Here is a 19,073-nt window from a genome sequence, read left to right on the forward strand (position 1 = left end):
GGTTTTTAGTGTTTGCACCCTCTCCCGTGGGAGAGGGCCGGGGTGAGGGCATCAGGCCGCAGGGCCTTGCTCTCACCTTTTTATTTTCATTCCTCCCACCTCACACGCTTTTTTTCTTCCTCTCTGCTGCGATAATTACCGTAATGGCTTTGCAGAGGAAAACACTATGGATTACGAATTTCTGCGCGACATCACCGGGGTGGTGAAAGTGCGTATGTCGATGGGCCACGAAGCCGTTGGACACTGGTTTAACGAAGAAGTGAAAGAAAATCTTGCGCTTCTTGATGAAGTTGAACAGGCGGCGAATGCGATAAAAGGCAGTGAACGCTCCTGGCAACGTGCGGGTCATGAATACACGCTGTGGATGGATGGCGAAGAGGTGATGGTGCGGGCCAATCAGCTGGAATTCTCGGGCGACGAGATGGAAGAGGGGATGAGCTACTACGACGAAGAGAGCCTGTCGCTGTGCGGCGTGGAGGACTTTCTGCAGGTCGTGGCGGCGTACCGGGAGTTTATGAAACAGAAATAGCACACAGGAGCGTCCTTGCTCCGTGCGAGTCTTACACGGCCGGAATATTGCGGCCGTAGTAGATTTCGCGCATCTCTTTCCAGAGCAGGTCGGTAATGACTTTACGCTCTTCTTCGCTTAAATCTTCTGGCTTTGTGTGGAACATGTAGTGCTTAAGGTCAAACTCCTTAAGCAGCATCTTGGTGTGGAAGATGTTCTCCTGGTACACGTTCACGTCCATCATGTCGTACAGCGATTTCATGTCCTCGGACATAAAGTTCTGAATGGAGTTGATCTCGTGATCGATAAAGTGCTTCATGCCATTGATATCGCGCGTAAAACCACGCACACGATAATCAATGGTGACGATATCGGATTCCAGCTGGTGAATTAAATAGTTCAGCGCGTTTAGCGGGGAGATCACGCCGCAGGTGGATACTTCGATATCGGCGCGGAACGTACACAGGCCGCCTTCCGGGTGGCTTTCCGGGTAGGTGTGCACGCAGATATGGCTTTTATCGAGGTGGGCGACAACCACTTCAGGCAGCGGGCCCGGGTGTTCGGTTTTGTCGATAAGCTTAGGATCGACCGGCTCTTCGCTGACCAGAATGGTCACGCTGGCGCCCTGAGGTTCATAATCCTGGCGGGCGATGTTCAGAATATTTGCGCCGATAATAGAGCAGGTTTCCGACAGGATCTCGGTCAGTCGGTTGGCATTGTAGAGTTCATCGATATAGGCGATGTAGCCATCGCGCTCTTCCGCTGTTTTGGCATAGCAGATATCGTAAATACAAAAACTCAGGCTTTTGGTCAGGTTGTTAAAGCCATGCAGTTTAAGCTTTTTCAATTAGTTCACCCCCTGGGAGGACAGTGCATCTTGCAGGTACTGTGGCAAGGCAAAGGCTGCGGTATGGACCGCCGGATTGTAGTAACGGCACTGGAGACCCGCCTGATGGAAGCGCGCCTGGATAATTTCCGTGGAGAGATGGCGCAGGACGTCGTTATCCGTCGCCCAGGCAAAGGTCATGATCCCGCCGTAGTAGGTCGGAATGGCAGCCTGATAGAAGCTAACATCGCCAAAATAGGTGCTCAGTTTGCGGTGGCTGTCGAGCGCTTCATCCTGCTGCAGGAAGCAGACGCCATTTTGCGCCACGAAGATACCGCCAGGGTTCAGACAACGCTTGCAACCCTCGTAGAACGATGAGGTAAACAGCGAGGCTCCCGGGCCGATAGGGTCGGTACAGTCGGAGATAATGACGTCAAACGTCTGAGTCGTCTGGTTGACGAAGTTCACGCCATCGTCAATCACCAGCTTAAAGCGCGGATCGTCGTAGCTACCCGCGTTATGGTTAGGCAGGTACTGACGACAGAATGAGACCACGCCCGCGTCGATCTCTACCATGGTGATGGTTTCAATGGACTGGTGGCGGGAGACTTCGCGCAGCATCGCCCCGTCGCCGCCGCCGATAATCAGCACGTGCTTCGCGTGGCCATGGGCCAGCAGCGGGACGTGGGTCATCATCTCATGATAGATAAACTCATCTCGCTCGGTGGTTTGCACCACGCCGTCCAGCGCCATTACGCGGCCAAAAGCGGCATTCTCGAAGATGATCAGATCCTGATGATCGGTTTTCTCATGATAAAGCACGTTATCAACGGCAAAGTACTGACCAAACTGGTCATGCAGTGTTTCATGCCACAACGTGTGGTCGGCCATACGCGGACTCCTCTTCGTTAACATCCGTTACACTCACGAAAAATGAGCGAAACATGATAGCTAACTATAACCGTGGTTGCACGGTTCCAGGCGAAACAAGAGGCGTCGGGAAGGTTATTTCACGTAGGCGAGCAGGCTAAGCGAATCGCGGGCCAGCGCTTTGCATTTTTTTGCCGTTGGGATGCCAATACCGCTTAAATCACGGTAACTGTCTTCACCGAGCGCTTTCATGTCGAAGCTGTCGTAGTTGCTGAGGTCCCATTGGTTCTGCTGGGCAAAAAAGACCAGTGCGCGACGAATTTGCCCGTTGGGTAAATTCTGGTAGCCACAATCATTTTTCAGGAACACAAAAACCGCCGTCAGATCGGCCATATCTTCCGCTTCATTTTCACTGAGCGCATAGCTGTTGGCACACATTGCCATCAGGCTGGTGAACAAAATTGTCCTGAAAAACGTCTTCATTGCTTCTACCACTGCATCACGGAAAATCAACGTTAGCATATTTGGTGCCAGTGCGACGATCTTTATTATTGCCGCGTTACTTGACCTTCCGGTAAGGGGAGGGTTTATGCTCAAAAGATCGTCTGCACGAAATAAGGAAATGAATATGCAACGTCGTGAATTTCTAAAATATTCCGTTGCGTTGGGGGTTGCCAGCGCATTACCACTGTGGAGTCGCGCGGTTCTGGCGGCTGACAGACCTGCCTTACCCATTCCTGATTTATTGACCGCCGATGCCCGTGGCCGTATCCAGTTAGTGGTTCAGTCCGGTAAAACGGCCTTTGGCAAATATAACGCCACCACCTGGGGCTATAACGGCAATGTGCTTGGCCCGGCGTTGCAGCTGCGCAGAGGAAAAGCCGTCACCGTTGATATTCACAACACGCTGGCAGAAGAGACGACGCTGCACTGGCACGGGCTGGAAGTGCCGGGCGAGGTCGACGGCGGCCCGCAAGGGATTATAAAAGCGGGCGGGAAGCGCACCGTGACCTTTATCCCCGAGCAGCGGGCGGCAACTTGCTGGTTCCACCCGCATCAGCATGGTAAAACGGGCCATCAGGTGGCCATGGGGCTGGCAGGCCTGGTGCTGATTGAAGATGACGAAAGTCGCCTGCTGCGTCTGCCCAAACAGTGGGGTATCGACGATGTGCCGGTCATTGTGCAGGACAAAAAATTCTCCACAGACGGTCAGATTGATTATCAGCTGGATGTGATGACCGCGGCGGTAGGCTGGTTTGGCGATACGCTGCTGACTAATGGCGCGATCTACCCCCAGCACGCTGCACCAAAAGGCTGGCTGCGGTTACGTCTGCTCAACGGATGCAACGCGCGCTCGCTGAACTTTGCCACCAGCGATAATCGTCCGCTGTACGTCGTGGCGAGCGACGGAGGACTGCTGCCTGAGCCGGTCAAAGTGAATGAACTCCCTGTGCTGATGGGCGAGCGCTTTGAGGTGCTGGTGGACATCAGCGACGGTAAGTCATTTGACCTGGTGACGCTCCTGGTCAGCCAGATGGGGATGGCCGTTGCGCCATTCGATAAGCCACACCCGGTTTTACGTATTCAGCCGCTGCAGATCACCGCCTCCGGTACGCTGCCGGACACCTTAACCACGCTGCCGGCGCTTCCATCCCTGGATGGGCTTACGCAACGTAAGCTGCAGCTCTCCATGGATCCGATGCTCGACATGATGGGCATGCAGGCGCTGATGAAAAAGTATGGCGATCAGGCGATGGCGGGGATGCACCACGGGCAGATGATGGGCCATATGAACATGGATCACGGCACGATGGGCGGTATGAATCACGGCGGTCACGGGTTTGATTTCCACAACGCCAATATGATCAACGGCAAAGCGTTCGATATGAACACGCCAATGTTTGCTGCTACAAAAGGGCAGTTTGAGCGCTGGGTGATTTCAGGCGAAGGCGACATGATGCTGCATCCGTTCCATATTCACGGCACCCAGTTCCGTATTCTTTCAGAGAACGGCAAAGCGCCGGATCCGCATCGCGCGGGCTGGAAAGATACAGTGAGAGTGGAAGGCGGCGTCAGCGAGGTGCTGGTGAAGTTTGACCACGAGGCGCCAAAGGAGTTTGCCTATATGGCGCACTGTCATCTGCTGGAACACGAAGATACGGGGATGATGCTGGGTTTTACCGTATAAAAAAGCCGGGTGGCGGCTTCGCCTTACCCGGCCTACATTTCGCAGGTGCGGCCTGATGCCCTCACCCTGGCCCTCTCCCGGTGGGAGAGGGAACAAACATAAAAAACGGCAACCGAAGTTGCCGTTTTGCATTTATTTTGCGTCATCCGGCAACGCATACGCGACAATATAGTCGCCCATCTTCGTGCCAAACGAACCGTGACCGCCCGCAGAGATGACAACGTACTGCTTGCCATTCACTTCATAGGTCATCGGCGTTGCCTGTCCACCGGCTGGCAGACGGCCTTGCCACAGTTTCTCACCGTTGGTCATGTTGTACGCGCGCAGGTAGTTATCTGCGGTTGCCGCGATGAACAGCACGTTACCGGCGGTAGAAATTGGGCCACCCAGCATTGGCATACCCATGTTGAACGGCACCGGAACCGGCATCGGGAACGGCATGCTGTCCTGCGGGGTACCAATACGTTTTTTCCACACGATCTGGTTGGTTTTCAGATCCAGACCGGAGATATACCCCCAGGCAGGCTGTTTACACGGCAGACCAAACGGAGACAGGAACGGATTCAGGGTCACGCCAAACGGTACGCCATACTGCGGCTGAATACCGGCTTCGGTACCGCTGCCTTTCGCGTCTTTCGGCTGCTCCATTGGGTTACCTGGACCACGTGGGATCAGTTTAGAGACAAACGGCAGCGCCATCGGGTTGGCGATCGCTACCTGGCGGTTAGGGTCAACGGAGATCCCGCCCCATTCGAACATCCCAAGGTTACCCGGGAAGACCAGCGTGCCCTGCTCAGAAGGCGGGGTAAAGATGCCTTCATAGCGCAGCTGATGGAACATTACGCGGCACACCAGCTGGTCAAACATGGTGGCACCCCACATGTCTGCGCCGCTGAGGTCTTTCTTCGGACGGAAGCTCAGTTCGGAGAACGGCTGCGTTTTAGTGACGTAATCGCCTTTAGCCGCGCCCTGAGGAACCGGTTTTTCCGGTGCAGGCACAACCAGCTCGCCGTTACGGCGGTCCAGTACGAAGATGTTACCGGTTTTCGCCGGAGCATAAATCACCGGAACGGTTTTGCCGTTAACGGTAATGTCTGCCAGCGTTGGCTGGGACGGCATATCCATATCCCACAGATCGTGGTGAACGGTCTGGTAGCTCCACGCCAGTTTCCCGGTGGTCGCGTTCAGCGCCAGAATGGAGCTGGCATAACGTTCCTGCTCAGGGGTACGGTTACCGCCCCAGATATCAGGCGTGGTCACGCCCATTGGCAGGTAGACCAGATCCAGCTTCGCATCATACGCAGCCGGTGCCCAGGAGTTTGGCGAGTTGAAGGTAAAGGTGTGTTCATCAGACGGGATCGCGTTAGGATCTTTCGCGCCCGGATCGAAGGCCCACAGCAGTTTACCGGTATTCACGTCGAAACCACGGATAACGCCAGAGGTTTCGCGGGTGGAGAAGTTATCCGTGACCGAACCAGCAATCACGATGGTTTTATCAGTGATGATTGGCGGTGAGGTGGGTTCATACAGACCCGGCGTGGTGTCCGGCATGTTGGTCTGCAGGTTCAGGATACCTTTGTTGGCGAAGGTTTCGCACAGCTTGCCCGTTTCGGCGTTAATCGCGAACAGACGGCCATCGTTCACCGGCAGCATAATGCGGCGAGGACAGTCGGCAATGACGTCCGGACTGGCATTATCCGCACGCGCTTCGTGGTAAGAGACACCGCGGCAGGTGATGTGCTGGAACGACGGGTTGGAGTTCAGCTGCGGATCGAAGTGCCATTTCTCTTTACCGGTGGCCGCGTCGAGCGCGAACAGGCGCTGGTGCGCCGTACACAGATAAAGCATGTTGCCCACTTTAATTGGCGTCACTTCGTTGGTCAGTTCACCCGGATCGTTTGGCATCTTCAGATCGCCGGTACGGAATACCCAGGCTTCTTTCAGGTTTTTCACGTTGTCCGCGTTGATCTGCTTCAGCGGGGAGTAGCGCTGACCTTCCTGGTTACGGCCATACGCTGGCCAGTCGCCGTCAGCCACCTGCGAGATAGCCGCCGCAGGGGTGGATTCTGCATTCAGCGTACCGTTGATCTCCTGCGGGTCGTTAAAGCCGGCCCAGGTCAGGATACCGCCACTGATTAGCAGAGCGACAAGCAGCGCTGCAACGGCACCGCTGGAAGGCACAATCAGGCGACGCCAGACGAACGGCAGGATCAGCCAGATACCGAAGAAGACCAGAATGTCGCTGCGTGGCGTCAGTGCCCAGAAGTCGAACCCGACTTCCCAGACGCCCCAGATCATGGTTGCGAGGAGTAATGCCGCATAAAGCCACAGTGCGGATTGTTTTCTACGCCAGAGCAGAACAGTTACGCCAAGCATAACCAGGCCCGCAATGGGGTAGTACCAGGAGCCGCCAATTGCGACCAGCCAGACGCCACCGATTAACAGGTACAGGCCGCAGAAGGCGGCGAATAACGCTGTTAGTGTCACCAGTAGACGCGGCCGTTTAGAGTTTGTTTCAGCCATAGAAAGTGTACTCGTCAGTTTTTGTTAATAATTTGCTAGCAACTAATTATAGGTATTAACAAGTGTGATCGGAATCACAATATTTGCTTTTTATAACTCATACGCCAGGCTTAGCCATTTGCTGATATAATGGCTGGCTTGCGTATCGATGCCGGAATAACATTCATCCGCATTGAGAGATTTTCATTAAAATCATATGGTTAGTAATATGAAACATACTGTTGAAGTGATGATCCCGGAAGCCGAGATCAAAGCGCGTATCGCCGAACTGGGTCGTCAAATCACCGAACATTACAAGGACAGCGGCAGCGAAATGGTGCTGGTTGGTCTGTTGCGTGGCTCTTTCATGTTCATGGCAGACCTGTGCCGTGAAGTGCAGGTGTCACATGAGGTCGATTTTATGACCGCCTCCAGCTACGGCAGCGGCATGTCCACAACCCGTGATGTGAAAATCCTGAAAGATCTGGATGAAGATATTCGTGGCAAAGATGTGTTGATCGTCGAAGACATCATCGACTCCGGTAACACGCTTTCTAAAGTGCGCGAGATCCTGAGCCTGCGTGAGCCGAAATCCCTGGCCATCTGTACTCTGCTGGATAAACCAGACCGCCGTGAAGTGCAGGTACCGGTGGAGTTTGTTGGTTTCTCTATTCCGGACGAGTTCGTCGTCGGTTACGGTATTGACTACGCGCAGCGTTATCGCCATCTGCCGTATGTTGGGAAGGTTGTGCTTCTGGACGAGTAGTGCGGCCTGGTGCCCTCACCCCAGCCCTCTCCCACAGGGAGAGGGAGAAAATCCCCGCTTTATTTATGGTTCACATGCTTAAGCTTGAGGTTGGCAATGCCCGAACGGTAACGCTGCTCCAGCGTTTCGCGGTTGGTGGCGGTCACTTCCAGATTGCGCAGCAGGCCGTCGTGAATGCCGTACGCCCAGCCGTGGATAGAGACCTTCTGCCCGCGCTTCCACGCTGACTGCATGATCGTTGAATGACCCAGGTTATACACCTGCTCCATCACGTTCAGTTCACACAGCGTGTCCATCCGGCGCTCCTGCGGCATTTCACCCAGCAGTGAGCTATGTTTGAACCAGATATCGCGGATGTGCAGCAGCCAGTTATCGATGAGCCCCAGTTCCGGGTTTTCCACAGCGGCCTGCACGCCGCCGCAGCCGTAGTGACCGCAAATAATGATGTGCTCGACCTCCAGGACGTCTACGGCGTACTGAACGACAGACAGGCAGTTGAGATCGGTATGAATCACCAGGTTGGCAACGTTACGGTGAACAAACAGTTCGCCGGGCTCAAGGCCCGTCAGTCGCTCAGCCGGAACACGGCTGTCGGAACATCCAATCCAGAGAAAGCGTGGATTCTGCGCTTGCGCGAGCTTTCCAAAAAAACCGGGGTCTTCCTCCACCAGCATTTTTGACCATAGTGCATTGTTGCTGATGAGTGTATCTATGTTGTTCATGGAGGTTAGCGACCTGTAACCAAGTGATTGCGTTGCGCTACTATAGGGTAACCCGACTTTTAATGAAACCACACAACGTGTGTCAGAAACTAAGGTAAGTTTAATTCATGGCGATTGCACTGGAGCTTGAGCAGCTTAAAAAAACCTATCCGGGCGGCGTTCAGGCGCTACGCGGGATAGATCTCAAAGTAGAAGCGGGGGATTTCTATGCGCTTCTGGGGCCGAATGGCGCGGGGAAATCGACGACCATCGGCATTATCAGCTCGCTGGTCAATAAGACCTCTGGCCGGGTCTGCGTGTTTGGCTACGATCTGCAAAAAGATGTAGTCAACGCCAAACGTCAGCTCGGTCTGGTACCGCAGGAGTTCAACTTCAACCCGTTTGAGACGGTGCAGCAGATCGTCGTCAACCAGGCGGGCTACTATGGCGTTGAGCGAAAAGAAGCGTTAGCTCGCAGCAAAAAGTACCTGAAGCAGCTTGATCTATGGGAAAAACGTAACGAACGTGCGCGTATGTTGTCTGGCGGCATGAAGCGCCGTCTGATGATTGCCCGTGCGCTGATGCATGAGCCAAAACTGTTGATCCTCGACGAGCCCACCGCCGGGGTAGATATTGAGCTTCGTCGCTCAATGTGGGGGTTCCTGAAAGATCTCAACGACAAAGGCACCACCATTATTTTGACGACGCACTACCTTGAAGAAGCGGAAATGCTGTGCCGCAACATCGGCATCATTCAGAACGGCGAGCTGGTGGAAAACACCTCAATGAAGGATCTGCTCTCGAAGCTCAAATCAGAAACGTTCATTCTGGATCTGGCGGCAAAAAGCGCGCTGCCGAAGCTTGAAGGGTACCAGTATCGCCTGGTCGACACCTCCACGCTGGAGGTGGAAGTATTGCGGGAGCAGGGCATTAACAGCGTCTTCTCCCAGCTGAGTGCCCAGGGCATTCAGGTTTTAAGTATGCGTAACAAAGCGAACCGACTGGAAGAGCTGTTTGTCTCTCTGGTGCAGGATAAACAAGGAGACAAGGCATGACGCATCTTTATTGGGTCGCGCTGAAAAGCATCTGGGCGAAAGAGATTAACCGCTTTATGCGCATCTGGGTACAAACCCTGGTGCCGCCGGTGATCACCATGACGCTCTATTTCATCATCTTCGGTAATCTGATTGGTTCCCGCATTGGTGAGATGCATGGCTTTACCTATATGCAGTTTATCGTTCCGGGTTTGATCATGATGGCGGTGATCACCAACGCCTATGCCAACGTGGCTTCGTCTTTCTTTAGCGCTAAGTTCCAGCGCAACATTGAGGAGCTGCTGGTGGCACCGGTACCAACGCATGTAATCATCGCGGGTTACGTTGGCGGTGGTGTGGCGCGCGGCCTGTGCGTCGGGATCCTGGTGACGGCTATCTCCTTGTTCTTCGTGCCGTTCCAGGTGCACTCCTGGCTGTTCGTGGGGCTGACGCTGCTGTTGACGGCGATCCTGTTTTCGCTTGCCGGTCTGCTGAACGCGGTGTTTGCCAAAACGTTTGACGATATCAGCCTGATCCCGACCTTTGTGCTGACGCCGCTGACCTATCTGGGTGGGGTGTTTTATTCCCTGACGCTGCTGCCGCCGTTCTGGCAGGCGTTGTCACACCTGAACCCGATTGTCTACATGATCAGTGGTTTCCGCTTCGGCTTTCTCGGCATTACTGACGTACCGCTGTTCACTACCGTTGCGGTGCTGGTGGTATTTATCGTCGCCTTCTACCTGCTGTGCTGGTACTTAATCCAGCGCGGACGCGGACTGCGCAGCTAACCTTCCGCCCGGTGACTTTCTAGTTGCCGGGCCTTTTCTTTGACTGTTATCACCGTAAGCTAATCTTCACTTCGCTAAACTACTCGCCTGCTAAGGAGAGAGTTATGCTGGGATGGGTCATTACCTGCCACGATGAACAGGCGCAGGAGATGTTGATAAAGCTTGAAGCCAGGTTTGGTCCACTGGCGCAGTGTCGTGCGGTGAATTACTGGCAAGGGCTGAGCACCAACATGCTGAGCCGGATGATGTGTGATGCCCTGCATGAAACCGACACTGGCGAAGGCGTTATCTTTCTCACCGATAAATCTGGCGCTGCGCCGTATCGTGCGGCTGCTCTGTTGAGCCACAAACACGACGGCTGCGAAGTGATCTCCGGTATTGATCTTCCCCTGCTTGAGTTAATGTATCCACGGCGTGAATTATTAAGCAGCGCAGAGTTTCGCGATGCCATCGTGGCGCAGGGTGAGCCGGGCGTCAGCAGCTTGTGGCATCAGCAGCAGAAAAATCCCCCCTTCGTTCTTCTTCACGACCTGTATAAGAATTAAACATTGGTATTGATGGTGCATTTGTTACAATGGCACCAGTTTATTCGTGCCGATATCACATACATGTTCACGCGTATTTTGTTCCTGTGCCTGCTGGTTCTCTCTGGCGGGGCATCAGCCAGTTTATTAAGTCAGCAAGGTCTTCCTGCCCAGTACATGCAAACCACTGAAGATGCGGCTATCTGGGCGCAGGTGGGAAACGAGGTCGTTAACGTCGGCCATGTCAGAGCCGGACAGATCCTTGCCGTTGTGCCTACCGCTGCGGATTATTACGAGTTTCGCTTCGGCTTCGGGACTGGATTTATCGATAAAGGCCATCTGGAGCAGGTGCAGGGAAAGCAGCGCGTTGAGGACAGCCTTGGCGATCTTAATAAGCCGCTCAGTAATCAAAACCTGATCACCTGGAAAGACACACCGGTCTACAACGCGCCGTCCAGCGGCAGTGCGCCATTCGGTACGCTGAGCGCCAATCTTCGGTATCCGGTTTTAAGCAAACTCAAAGACCGCTTAAACCAGACGTGGTACCAGATCCGTATCGGCAATCGCCTGGCATGGATCAGCAGCCTGGACGCGCAGGAAGATAATGGCCTCCCGGTGCTGACCTACCATCATATTCTGCGTGATGAAGAGAACACGCGTTTCCGGCATACCTCTACCACCACCAGCGTGCGCGCGTTCAATAACCAGATGGCCTGGCTGCGTGACCAGGGGTATACCACCCTGACGATGTACCAGCTGGAAGGGTATGTGCGTAACAAACTGAACCTGCCGGCCAAATCGGTGGTGATTACGTTTGATGACGGGCTAAAGTCCGTAAGCCGCTATGCTTACCCGATTCTGAAAGAGTACGGGTTTAACGCCACGGCGTTTATCATCTCATCCCGCATTAAGCGACATCCGCAGAAGTGGGATCCGAAATCACTTCAATTTATGAGCGTTCAGGAGTTGAAGGGCATCCAGGACGTGTTTGACATTCAGTCCCACACGCACTTCCTGCACCGCGTGGATGGTAACAAGCATCCGATTCTACTGAGCCGCAGCTACCACGTGATTTTGTTTGATTTCGAACGCTCGCGCCGGGCGCTGGCGCAGTTTAACCCGCGCGTGCTGTATCTCTCTTATCCGTTTGGTGGCTATGACAATAAAGCCATAAAAGCCGCGAATGACGCCGGTTTTCACCTCGCAGTGACAACGGTAAAAGGGAAGGTCAAGCCGGGGGATAATCCGTTCTTACTGAAACGCCTGTACATCTTAAGAACGGATTCGCTGGAGACCATGTCGCGGCTGATCAGCAACCAGCCGCAGGGGTAAGCTATTCGTAGGTAAACTGCAGGGTGCCGATGGCGCTGAACGTGCCTGAAGTGACTTTTTCTGTATCAGACTTAACTAACCGGGCCGTAAGTAACCAACTGAATATCGTGAGGGTAGTATTATCTTGTGCGGTATAGCTGCTAGTTGAATTAGGCACTATCTGCCTGTTGTTCGGCCACTTCAGTAACACGCCCACGCCTTGTGCCGCGTTCGACGATGCGATGTTGGCGAGTAATGAGCCATCAGTCCCGGTTGTTTTACTGGTGGTCAACTTCACGGTGACTTTACGGGTGTTGGTGCAATTCCCTGTCACCCCAAAATCGGCGTTTATGGTTTTATCGTTCTCGATATCGGATACACCATAATCCCCCAGGTCTACGGTTTTGGGAGCCGTGAGCGTGCAGGTGGGTTTTTCTATTGGTGTAATGAAGGCCATATTGGCTATGGTAATGGTCGGTTTGGGATGATCGTCTGGATCGGATCCCACCGGGTCTCCAATGGTAATTTTTCCAATTGTTCCACCAACCGGGCCAATAGATACTACGTTAGCAGGAATACCGGCAAACGTGGGAAGTTGGTAAAATTCGACCATGGCCCGCCAGGCGCGATTATCCAGCAGCTCATCCTGGTCATTCATGTGTAATGCAAGAAACCAGCTCGTACTGGGAGCGAAATAGGCCGTGGCAGTATTGTCTACTGTGCCAAAAGCCAGAGCATAGGCTATTCCGGTTACATTGGTTTTGAATAAAGCTTTACCATCAATACTGCCGACTAACAGACTGGCGTCTGCCAGGGTGAAAATGTTTTCGCCATGTTTTCCTAACGTGCATTTACTACTTAATCCGGGGCTCAGATTCAGGCGATATAGCGAGCTGATTTTTGTAGGAACAGCGACATTATCCACGATTTGCAGGGTCGGCTTTGCGCCATTAAAGTCGCCGATGGACTGCGTGTCGCCAAATCGAAATTTACACTCAATATCTGCATGGGCGTAAAAAGCGTTCATGGTTAAAAACATAAATAAAATGATAAAACCGTTAAAACGTGGGGACACGGTTATCCCAGGACGCTGTGCCATAATTGTTCCTTTTTAGCGTTGCCTGTTAGCGATATGTCACGCTGACTAATGCGCGCGCGGTCACTTTTCCTGCGCTGACCGGGCCGTAATTTTGGTAGCGGGCGTAAAAGTTATACGCTTTCAAATAGCTTTGTTGGTCTGATGGGGTCGCTATTTTGACCTCCACATCAGACTGCCCCTCGCTGTCGAGGACGTTTTGATTATTGGATTCAGAAAAAATTACAATCCCCACGTTTTCAGCGCCGCCAGCAAGGGCGGATGTTTCATTACTGAATATCTGTTTTGAAATCCCATCAATTTGGGCAGACTGCGGTTTAAAGGTAAAGTGCAGCGCTTGTCCGGATCCCGATTCATCCCCGCTGCAGTCCACAACCTGAATCATAAAGCGTGTTCCTCCCGCGGGGTCTGCTGGTTGAAGTCGATCGGTGCCCTCCGCGGTATAAAACCACGTTTTTCCCACCGTTGGCAGCGTTACGTTTCCACTTTCTGGAATACTGACCTGGCACGTATTGTTGATAATATTTGCCGTCATATCCATTTCCAGGCTGGAGGCAAAACCCGCAGCGGGAAACCCCATGCAGAGGGCCAGCCATGACATCGCATTTCTTAAGATTAAGCGGGACTGGAACATCCTGTTTAAGCTACCTGTCTGAATAAACATTATTGATAGGTCACGGTAAACGTCACGGGCGCATTGACCGAACCTGTCGTCACGTCCGAAATCGTTTTACCATTTGCAATGACGATGCGCGCATCCATTTCAAAATTCCCCGTCCCGTTAGACAGGTTGATGACAGACGTCGGGACAGTGGCGCAGTTCAATATGGAGCCTGAGTCGACAGAGCCTTTCCAGATTTCAAAACCGACGTTATGCCCGGCTGCATATGCATTACCGGTACACGACCCGCCTGCACCCGGCATGGCCTGAATGGCGGCGTTTTTTACCCCGGCACAGTTCGTGAAGGCGATTTTGAAGGTTTCTCGTCGGCTCTGGCTCACCAGGTCAGACTTAAACACATCGCCAAACGGCAAAATGTCAATGGGGGCTCCGCTGGCGTTTTGAATCTCCGCGTTACAGGTCCCGGCCTCAATGGTGGATGTAAACGTTGCCTGCACGCTCGTCGTCCCCGTAATCGCACTTAACGCAACGGAAGGCAGGGTGGCAGTCATTGCAAGCACCAGTAATGTCATTTTCATTTTCATATCAACGCTCCTCATTGCTGCCAGTTATTCATAGGTGAAATTAAACGTAGCGATACCGCTAAAATTGCCGGTCGTGCCCTGGCCGTTTGCGGTTTCCACCAGCGTTGCCAGAAGTGGTACCTCGCCAGCACTTATCTCTCCGCTCGACCAGACGAGGCGCTGTGTATCGGTGGATGAATTAATGACGAAGGGGGTATTCGGGGTGGCGGTACGGGAAATCGCCACGCCAATATTTTCCGCACTGCCGTCGCCGGAAAGGGAGTTCTTAATTGCCGTCGTCAGCGTGCTGGCGCTACCGCTGATGGTGGTTTTCAGCGATGCCAAACTCGGCGGGCATGAGACCATTTTGAGTTTAAAGTTGGTCGTGGCTTTGGCATTTTTCAGGATGATGTAATCCAGGCGCACCTTGCCGTTAGTCCCTATTGGGATCACATTGCTGGTGCCATCACCGCTGCCGCCTTCGATTTTCATATCGCAGGTGGTGTCACGGATATTTGCGGTAAAGGTAATATCGAGATTATCGGCGTGTGTTTCCAGCGACAGCGCCATTAGCCCCGTGCTTAAAATAACTAACCCTGTTTTTTTCCAGGCTCTAAAAAGCATGTTTTAACTCCCTTTATAAGGCTGTGACGCGGCAGGTCTGGCCCGTCAGCAGCGTTGTCGGTCCAATCTTTTTCGCATCCGGTGGGATGTGGTAGGAGACGGTACAAGATGTGCCGGGCTCATTTCCCCAGACGATGTTTAACGTCCCTTTATCTTCAATTCCGCGGATCCAGGCTTGCCCGGCCTGACCCACGCTACCCACGGATACGCCCTGGTCGGTTTGCACATCGGCGCCTAACGGGATAAACCCGCCATCGTCACGCATCAGTTCCATTAACACTGAGCGCCCCTGATCGGTTTCAAAGTTAACCAGCACAACGGCACCGCTACGGGGAACGGTGGTGGAGCGGGTATTTTTCACTTCCACGTCAGAGTGCATTTCGCTGATATCAAGACCTACGCTATTTTCACGGTAGGCGGACAGATAGGGCATAAGGGCATAGCCTGAGGCGCCGATTTCACCGTTACCGATAGAGACGCGGGCGCCTTCTGCCCCCTCAGCTTTAATTAAGGCAAGCGTATCGCTTTCGCTGATGCTGCCAGGAGCAAGTGTTACGCCACCGGAGTGCAGAACAATCCCGCCGCTATAGCTGGCAGAATATTGTCGTGTACCGTCATCTGAGGCGGAGACGGAAAGGCTTAGCGGTCCATGCGGGCCGTTATAACTGCCGTACCCGCTTAACTGATTTAACGTATCGTCGTAACGCGTGGTGCTTTCGGTAATGCTGTAACTGAAGCGGTTATCTTCGGTGTTGCCGTTAGCGCTGGCGTTAAAGCTACTGCCGCCTTTTAAATCGCTGCCGATGCCCGTCGTGAGTGAGGAGAATCCACCCGCTCGCTTGCTGTTACCCATCAGCGTGTCGAATGGAATCGTGAGGTTCAGATAGACGCTGTCATCTTTTTCCCCAAACTCATTGTAGGTGCGCTGCACGGTGAGGCTATAACTTCCCCAGCTTAACGAATGACTGTGGCCAACCGAGTATTGCGCCGACGAACTGCTTTCATTCCAGTAGTCCTGCCAGGTTGAGTTGACATACAGCGATCCCAAATCAAGATCGGCAATATTCAGCGGTTGGCTGATATTCACCTGGATCTGGTTTTTCATGCGCTGGAAGGTCTGATACACGTCGCTATTGTTACGTTCCGGGTTACGCTCCCTGTCACGGTATTTGATCTCATTGGTCAACGAGGCCGCATCGTTCAGGCTGAGATAGTCAGACGTTGAAAACCGGTAGGCGGCGACGTTGAAAGAGGTATTCGTGGCTTCCATAAGTTTGCTGTAGGAGACGCGATAACTTTCGCCCGTGAGATGTCGTAAGCCGTCTATCCGGGCATCCGAATGCGTGACATCAAGAGCGAATGCGCCGACTCCGGTATTCATGGCAATACCCAACAATGCGGCGTAGAAATCGCTATCGGTATATTCCAGTCCCGCATACCCCGTGAAGGTATTGGTTAAGCCATAGTAGCCCGTCGCATATCCCACCTTTGGTTTGTCACGCAGGCTGTCGTCACGCAGTTCACCCACGCCGACATCCCATCGGGAATAGCCAGGACGAAGCATTTGTGCGACGGAAGAATAGGCGACTGAGAAGGAACGTTTGCTCCCATCCGTCTCTTCTACCGTGACGATGAGATCGCTACCGTAACCTGTTGTACTGAGGTCGGTGATTTCAAACGGTCCTGGGGGGACGGAGGTTTCGTAAATCGTATTGCCGCTTTGGGCGATCGTGACTTTGGCGTTGCTGTTTGCAACCCCTCGGATCACCGGCGCATAGGTCGATATACCATTTGGAAGCATACGGTCATCGTTATACAAACGCGCCCCGCGCAGGCTAATGGAATCGAAGGCGTCGCCACGGGTATAGGAATCGCCGGCGATAAACTGCGCTTTCAGCGGCGTGATATCACGCTGAAGATAGATATCCTGACTGGCGTAATGGGTACCGGAATCCTGATCCCAGTTCAGGTTGCCTCGCGCCCGGAGTCGCCATGGCCCCAGGTTTGCCCCATAGCGCAGACCTGCATAGGCCGTATCAGTGCTGGAATCCGGCATGTCTGCGTGCCAGCCGTTAAGATCCCATGAGAGCATGGCCACCGGGATCCCGTCTTCCCACAGTGAAGGATCGACAAATCCCGCAGGACGCTGAATGACGAAAGCCTGAGGAATGGAAAGGTCTAACTCCTGTGTGGAGGGATCGTAAGCCACACGCGAGCCGGGATAGGCGTCTGGCATAGAGACACAGGTGTCAGCAGAATCCTCCTCAGGGTGTTTCAGTTGCTCGGTGGTGACATTTGCCTGCGTGAGTAGTTTCGGGGTGATGCAGGGAGTGGCGCGCGGTGTGCCATTCTCCTTAAACAGAAGATCCGTGGTAACGGAAGGTTTCCCGTTAACGATCATCTTCACCTTATAGGTTCCGGCAATAACAGGGTTGCCTTTTGAAAAACGACTGATATCAATGGATGCGCCAGTGTTATAAAGAAACTGCTCGTTAAACTGCACGTCTTCTTCGTTATTATTTTCAGCAGCAAATGCACATAACGGCAATACCGCACTTATCGATAAACATAGTAGCGAACGTCTAAAGTGCATGATGAACTCTGTCCCAGGGCAACGCTAATTATACTTTTTGTGAATGTTCTGAAGCTGACAGGGAATCAATGCGGTATAGACTCATACTTATCAATTCCACCGAAATCATTAATGGCTTGCCAGGTTATTTTGCTATTTCCAGATGAGGTGTAATTTTTCACATTCATCGTCTGGCTTGAGAACGGTTCAATATAATGCGTTTCGATCTCGTAACTTTTACCGCCTGAAATAAGCGCCGCACTTGCCAGCGAAACATAATAAGGCGAATCATTTTTCGCACTTAAAACGATTTTTTGCCCTTGTCGGGTTTGGGACCACTTAAGATTTTTGGCCGCGTCTGTCGGTTCCCCTTTTAACCCAGTGGGACGGAAAAAGAGTTTAATGCGGGTGCGGAAAGCAAGCTGCAGCATACTTTGGTTATCGCTCTCCTTAGCCTTCGGCGGAACTTCCAGAACGTTAAACCAGAACAGCGACTCTTTATCTTTTGGCAATGCCTGACCCAGCCAGGTGATTCTGACGGTTTGCCCTTTTTGCGGTTCAACACGCGAAACAGGCGGCGTCACAATAAAAGGCAGTTTCAGCTCCTGAGGGTTAGTGGTATCTCTTCCATCATCGAGCCAGGTCTGTACCAGCAGAGGCCGGGTGCCACGGTTATCCATTGACACCGTTACGTCTTTTGCCGATTCAGGATAAATAACACGGGTGCCGGAAATCACAATATCTGCACTGGCATTAAGAGCAAACACGCTCATCGAGGCCAGCAGCAGGGCTTTTAGTCCGCTCTTAATATTCAGTACGTGCATGTCTACTCTCAAAAAATAGGCAAAAATGTGCCCAGCAGGGCACATTAACGGGAGGGATAAAATTATTCGTAGCTCATGGTGAAGTACGCGTTGGCGCTGACTTTACCTGACTGCACTGGGTTCGTGTCTTTCACCCAGTTGGAACCCGGAACGTATGCAACGCGATAGAACAGCTTGCCGGAACCGGCGGTGAGATTGGCTTTCTGCGTATTATTAGCAGGCTGGCCGACCATAATACGAGAAGATTCGGTAGGGGCATTATTATACAAGGCAAGTGCAACGTTGGTTGCTGCGCCTGCTACGCTGGCGTCAGGTTCAATGGTACCGTTTGCAATGGCACCCATATTTTTTGACATAAAGCTTGCTGAAGCAGTCTTTAATGTTCCAGGGCAGTTGGTGAGCAGCAGTTCAAAATTCTTAGAGCCGACACCGGTATCGACGGTGGTTGATTCAACATCAGATTTTTTAACAACCGGTAAGGTAATAGTAATATTATTTTGTGATTCACCATTGGCGGTGGAAATATTACACGTTGTGTCTGTTACCGCACCGTCAAAGGTGATTAAACCGATATCGGTGTCTGCTATTGCTGAAAAAGAACCCATTGCAAACAAAGTTACAGCTGAAGCTAATAACGTTTTTTTTAACATAATTTAAATTCCATTTAAAAACATTGTGCAGATTTAATTTAAGCAAAATGATGATAGGGATCTATGAATGGGTTGGGTATTTAAAATTGCTAAAAGCCATTATT

Annotated in this window: 19 protein-coding genes; 7 read left to right on the forward strand and 12 right to left on the reverse strand. The window is 52.6% G+C overall.

Going from position 1 to position 19,073, the window contains the following annotated elements; translation table 11 throughout:
- The first annotated feature begins 166 nt into the window (after positions 1-166).
- Positions 167-529 carry a protein YacL gene (yacL, locus tag ACOTZF_RS18805; protein WP_045292712.1) on the forward strand — a complete coding sequence of 121 codons (363 nt, stop codon included), beginning with the start codon at positions 167-169 and terminating at the stop codon, positions 527-529.
- A gap of 31 nt (positions 530-560) precedes the next feature.
- Here yacL and speD read toward each other — a convergent pair whose 3' ends face one another.
- The 3 genes from speD to ACOTZF_RS18820 form a co-directional block, all read right to left on the reverse strand.
- On the reverse strand, positions 561-1,355 hold the full coding sequence (speD, locus tag ACOTZF_RS18810) for an adenosylmethionine decarboxylase (RefSeq protein WP_013095609.1): 795 nt from the start codon (positions 1,353-1,355) through the stop codon (positions 561-563).
- Positions 1,356-2,225, reverse strand: a complete 870-nt coding sequence (speE, locus tag ACOTZF_RS18815) for a polyamine aminopropyltransferase (RefSeq protein ID WP_013095610.1) — start codon at positions 2,223-2,225, stop codon at positions 1,356-1,358.
- A 114-nt stretch (positions 2,226-2,339) separates the two neighbouring features.
- Positions 2,340-2,687 carry a YacC family pilotin-like protein gene (locus ACOTZF_RS18820; RefSeq protein WP_014830675.1) on the reverse strand — a complete coding sequence of 116 codons (348 nt, stop codon included), beginning with the start codon at positions 2,685-2,687 and terminating at the stop codon, positions 2,340-2,342.
- 145 nt (positions 2,688-2,832) lie between these two features.
- On the opposite strand from ACOTZF_RS18820, the gene cueO reads away from it, so the two are divergent.
- A complete protein-coding gene (cueO, locus tag ACOTZF_RS18825) occupies positions 2,833-4,392 on the forward strand; it encodes a multicopper oxidase CueO (RefSeq protein WP_129317700.1) in 1,560 nt (519 codons plus the stop codon).
- Between the two features lie 132 nt (positions 4,393-4,524).
- Here the strand turns inward: cueO and ACOTZF_RS18830 are convergent, their stop codons facing one another.
- Positions 4,525-6,915: a glucose/quinate/shikimate family membrane-bound PQQ-dependent dehydrogenase gene (locus ACOTZF_RS18830; RefSeq protein ID WP_129252007.1), complete on the reverse strand. Its 2,391-nt coding sequence runs from the start codon at positions 6,913-6,915 to the stop codon at positions 4,525-4,527.
- Between the two features lie 208 nt (positions 6,916-7,123).
- On the opposite strand from ACOTZF_RS18830, the gene hpt reads away from it, so the two are divergent.
- Entirely contained in the window at positions 7,124-7,660 is a 537-nt protein-coding gene (hpt, locus tag ACOTZF_RS18835; protein WP_013095614.1) for a hypoxanthine phosphoribosyltransferase, read from the forward strand.
- Positions 7,661-7,719: 59 nt separating this feature from the next.
- Here the strand turns inward: hpt and can are convergent, their stop codons facing one another.
- Entirely contained in the window at positions 7,720-8,382 is a 663-nt protein-coding gene (can, locus tag ACOTZF_RS18840) for a carbonate dehydratase (RefSeq protein WP_013095615.1), read from the reverse strand.
- A gap of 107 nt (positions 8,383-8,489) precedes the next feature.
- Between can and ACOTZF_RS18845 the strand changes: the two genes are divergently transcribed.
- From ACOTZF_RS18845 to ACOTZF_RS18860, 4 genes are all read left to right on the forward strand, one after another.
- On the forward strand, positions 8,490-9,416 hold the full coding sequence (locus ACOTZF_RS18845; RefSeq protein WP_129252005.1) for an ABC transporter ATP-binding protein: 927 nt from the start codon (positions 8,490-8,492) through the stop codon (positions 9,414-9,416).
- Entirely contained in the window at positions 9,413-10,183 is a 771-nt protein-coding gene (locus tag ACOTZF_RS18850) for an ABC transporter permease (RefSeq protein WP_013095617.1), read from the forward strand. The genes ACOTZF_RS18845 and ACOTZF_RS18850 overlap by 4 nt, the downstream gene beginning before the upstream one ends.
- A gap of 104 nt (positions 10,184-10,287) precedes the next feature.
- Positions 10,288-10,728, forward strand: a complete 441-nt coding sequence (locus ACOTZF_RS18855) for a PTS sugar transporter subunit IIA (protein WP_129252003.1) — start codon at positions 10,288-10,290, stop codon at positions 10,726-10,728.
- Positions 10,729-10,791: 63 nt separating this feature from the next.
- Positions 10,792-12,039 (forward strand): polysaccharide deacetylase family protein, encoded by a 1,248-nt coding sequence (locus ACOTZF_RS18860; RefSeq protein WP_029883642.1) that lies wholly within the window; start codon positions 10,792-10,794, stop codon positions 12,037-12,039.
- A gap of 1 nt (position 12,040) precedes the next feature.
- Here ACOTZF_RS18860 and ACOTZF_RS18865 read toward each other — a convergent pair whose 3' ends face one another.
- The 7 genes from ACOTZF_RS18865 to ACOTZF_RS18895 form a co-directional block, all read right to left on the reverse strand.
- The gene (locus tag ACOTZF_RS18865) at positions 12,041-13,117 is read right to left on the reverse strand and encodes a fimbrial protein StkG (RefSeq protein WP_129317699.1); all 1,077 of its coding nucleotides are present in this window, start codon (positions 13,115-13,117) and stop codon (positions 12,041-12,043) included.
- 25 nt (positions 13,118-13,142) lie between these two features.
- Complete coding sequence (locus tag ACOTZF_RS18870; protein WP_318758621.1) at positions 13,143-13,778, reverse strand: fimbrial-like protein; 636 nt, start codon at positions 13,776-13,778, stop codon at positions 13,143-13,145.
- Positions 13,778-14,320 (reverse strand): fimbrial protein, encoded by a 543-nt coding sequence (locus tag ACOTZF_RS18875; protein ID WP_058650414.1) that lies wholly within the window; start codon positions 14,318-14,320, stop codon positions 13,778-13,780. Before ACOTZF_RS18875 ends, ACOTZF_RS18870 begins: the two co-directional genes overlap by 1 nt.
- 24 nt (positions 14,321-14,344) lie before the next feature.
- The gene (locus ACOTZF_RS18880) at positions 14,345-14,923 is read right to left on the reverse strand and encodes a fimbrial protein (protein ID WP_129251999.1); all 579 of its coding nucleotides are present in this window, start codon (positions 14,921-14,923) and stop codon (positions 14,345-14,347) included.
- A 13-nt stretch (positions 14,924-14,936) separates the two neighbouring features.
- On the reverse strand, positions 14,937-17,516 hold the full coding sequence (locus ACOTZF_RS18885; RefSeq protein ID WP_129251997.1) for an outer membrane usher protein: 2,580 nt from the start codon (positions 17,514-17,516) through the stop codon (positions 14,937-14,939).
- Between the two features lie 65 nt (positions 17,517-17,581).
- On the reverse strand, positions 17,582-18,319 hold the full coding sequence (locus tag ACOTZF_RS18890; protein ID WP_040022745.1) for a fimbrial chaperone: 738 nt from the start codon (positions 18,317-18,319) through the stop codon (positions 17,582-17,584).
- A gap of 62 nt (positions 18,320-18,381) precedes the next feature.
- Positions 18,382-18,969, reverse strand: a complete 588-nt coding sequence (locus ACOTZF_RS18895) for a fimbrial protein (RefSeq protein WP_058679366.1) — start codon at positions 18,967-18,969, stop codon at positions 18,382-18,384.
- Between the last annotated feature and the right edge of the window lie 104 nt (positions 18,970-19,073).

It is taken from the genome of Enterobacter cloacae complex sp. SHL021, assembly GCF_049237765.1.
GTDB lineage: Bacteria > Pseudomonadota > Gammaproteobacteria > Enterobacterales > Enterobacteriaceae > Enterobacter > Enterobacter cloacae.

Excerpts from the sequence above, each read along its gene's own strand:
- ACOTZF_RS18850 (WP_013095617.1), top strand. The coding sequence starts at position 9,413 with ATGACGCATCTTTATTGGGTCGCGCTGAAAAGCATCTGGGCGAAAGAG.
- hpt (WP_013095614.1), top strand. The coding sequence starts at position 7,124 with ATGAAACATACTGTTGAAGTGATGATCCCGGAAGCCGAGATCAAAGCG.
- ACOTZF_RS18865 (WP_129317699.1), bottom strand. The coding sequence starts at position 13,117 with ATGGCACAGCGTCCTGGGATAACCGTGTCCCCACGTTTTAACGGTTTT.
- ACOTZF_RS18875 (WP_058650414.1), bottom strand. The coding sequence starts at position 14,320 with ATGAAAATGAAAATGACATTACTGGTGCTTGCAATGACTGCCACCCTG.
- ACOTZF_RS18885 (WP_129251997.1), bottom strand. The coding sequence starts at position 17,516 with ATGCACTTTAGACGTTCGCTACTATGTTTATCGATAAGTGCGGTATTG.
- ACOTZF_RS18855 (WP_129252003.1), top strand. The coding sequence starts at position 10,288 with ATGCTGGGATGGGTCATTACCTGCCACGATGAACAGGCGCAGGAGATG.
- cueO (WP_129317700.1), top strand. The coding sequence starts at position 2,833 with ATGCAACGTCGTGAATTTCTAAAATATTCCGTTGCGTTGGGGGTTGCC.
- ACOTZF_RS18830 (WP_129252007.1), bottom strand. The coding sequence starts at position 6,915 with ATGGCTGAAACAAACTCTAAACGGCCGCGTCTACTGGTGACACTAACA.
- ACOTZF_RS18845 (WP_129252005.1), top strand. The coding sequence starts at position 8,490 with ATGGCGATTGCACTGGAGCTTGAGCAGCTTAAAAAAACCTATCCGGGC.
- ACOTZF_RS18890 (WP_040022745.1), bottom strand. The coding sequence starts at position 18,319 with ATGCACGTACTGAATATTAAGAGCGGACTAAAAGCCCTGCTGCTGGCC.
- can (WP_013095615.1), bottom strand. The coding sequence starts at position 8,382 with ATGAACAACATAGATACACTCATCAGCAACAATGCACTATGGTCAAAA.
- ACOTZF_RS18895 (WP_058679366.1), bottom strand. The coding sequence starts at position 18,969 with ATGTTAAAAAAAACGTTATTAGCTTCAGCTGTAACTTTGTTTGCAATG.
- ACOTZF_RS18870 (WP_318758621.1), bottom strand. The coding sequence starts at position 13,778 with ATGTTTATTCAGACAGGTAGCTTAAACAGGATGTTCCAGTCCCGCTTA.
- ACOTZF_RS18820 (WP_014830675.1), bottom strand. The coding sequence starts at position 2,687 with ATGAAGACGTTTTTCAGGACAATTTTGTTCACCAGCCTGATGGCAATG.
- yacL (WP_045292712.1), top strand. The coding sequence starts at position 167 with ATGGATTACGAATTTCTGCGCGACATCACCGGGGTGGTGAAAGTGCGT.
- ACOTZF_RS18880 (WP_129251999.1), bottom strand. The coding sequence starts at position 14,923 with ATGCTTTTTAGAGCCTGGAAAAAAACAGGGTTAGTTATTTTAAGCACG.
- speE (WP_013095610.1), bottom strand. The coding sequence starts at position 2,225 with ATGGCCGACCACACGTTGTGGCATGAAACACTGCATGACCAGTTTGGT.
- ACOTZF_RS18860 (WP_029883642.1), top strand. The coding sequence starts at position 10,792 with ATGTTCACGCGTATTTTGTTCCTGTGCCTGCTGGTTCTCTCTGGCGGG.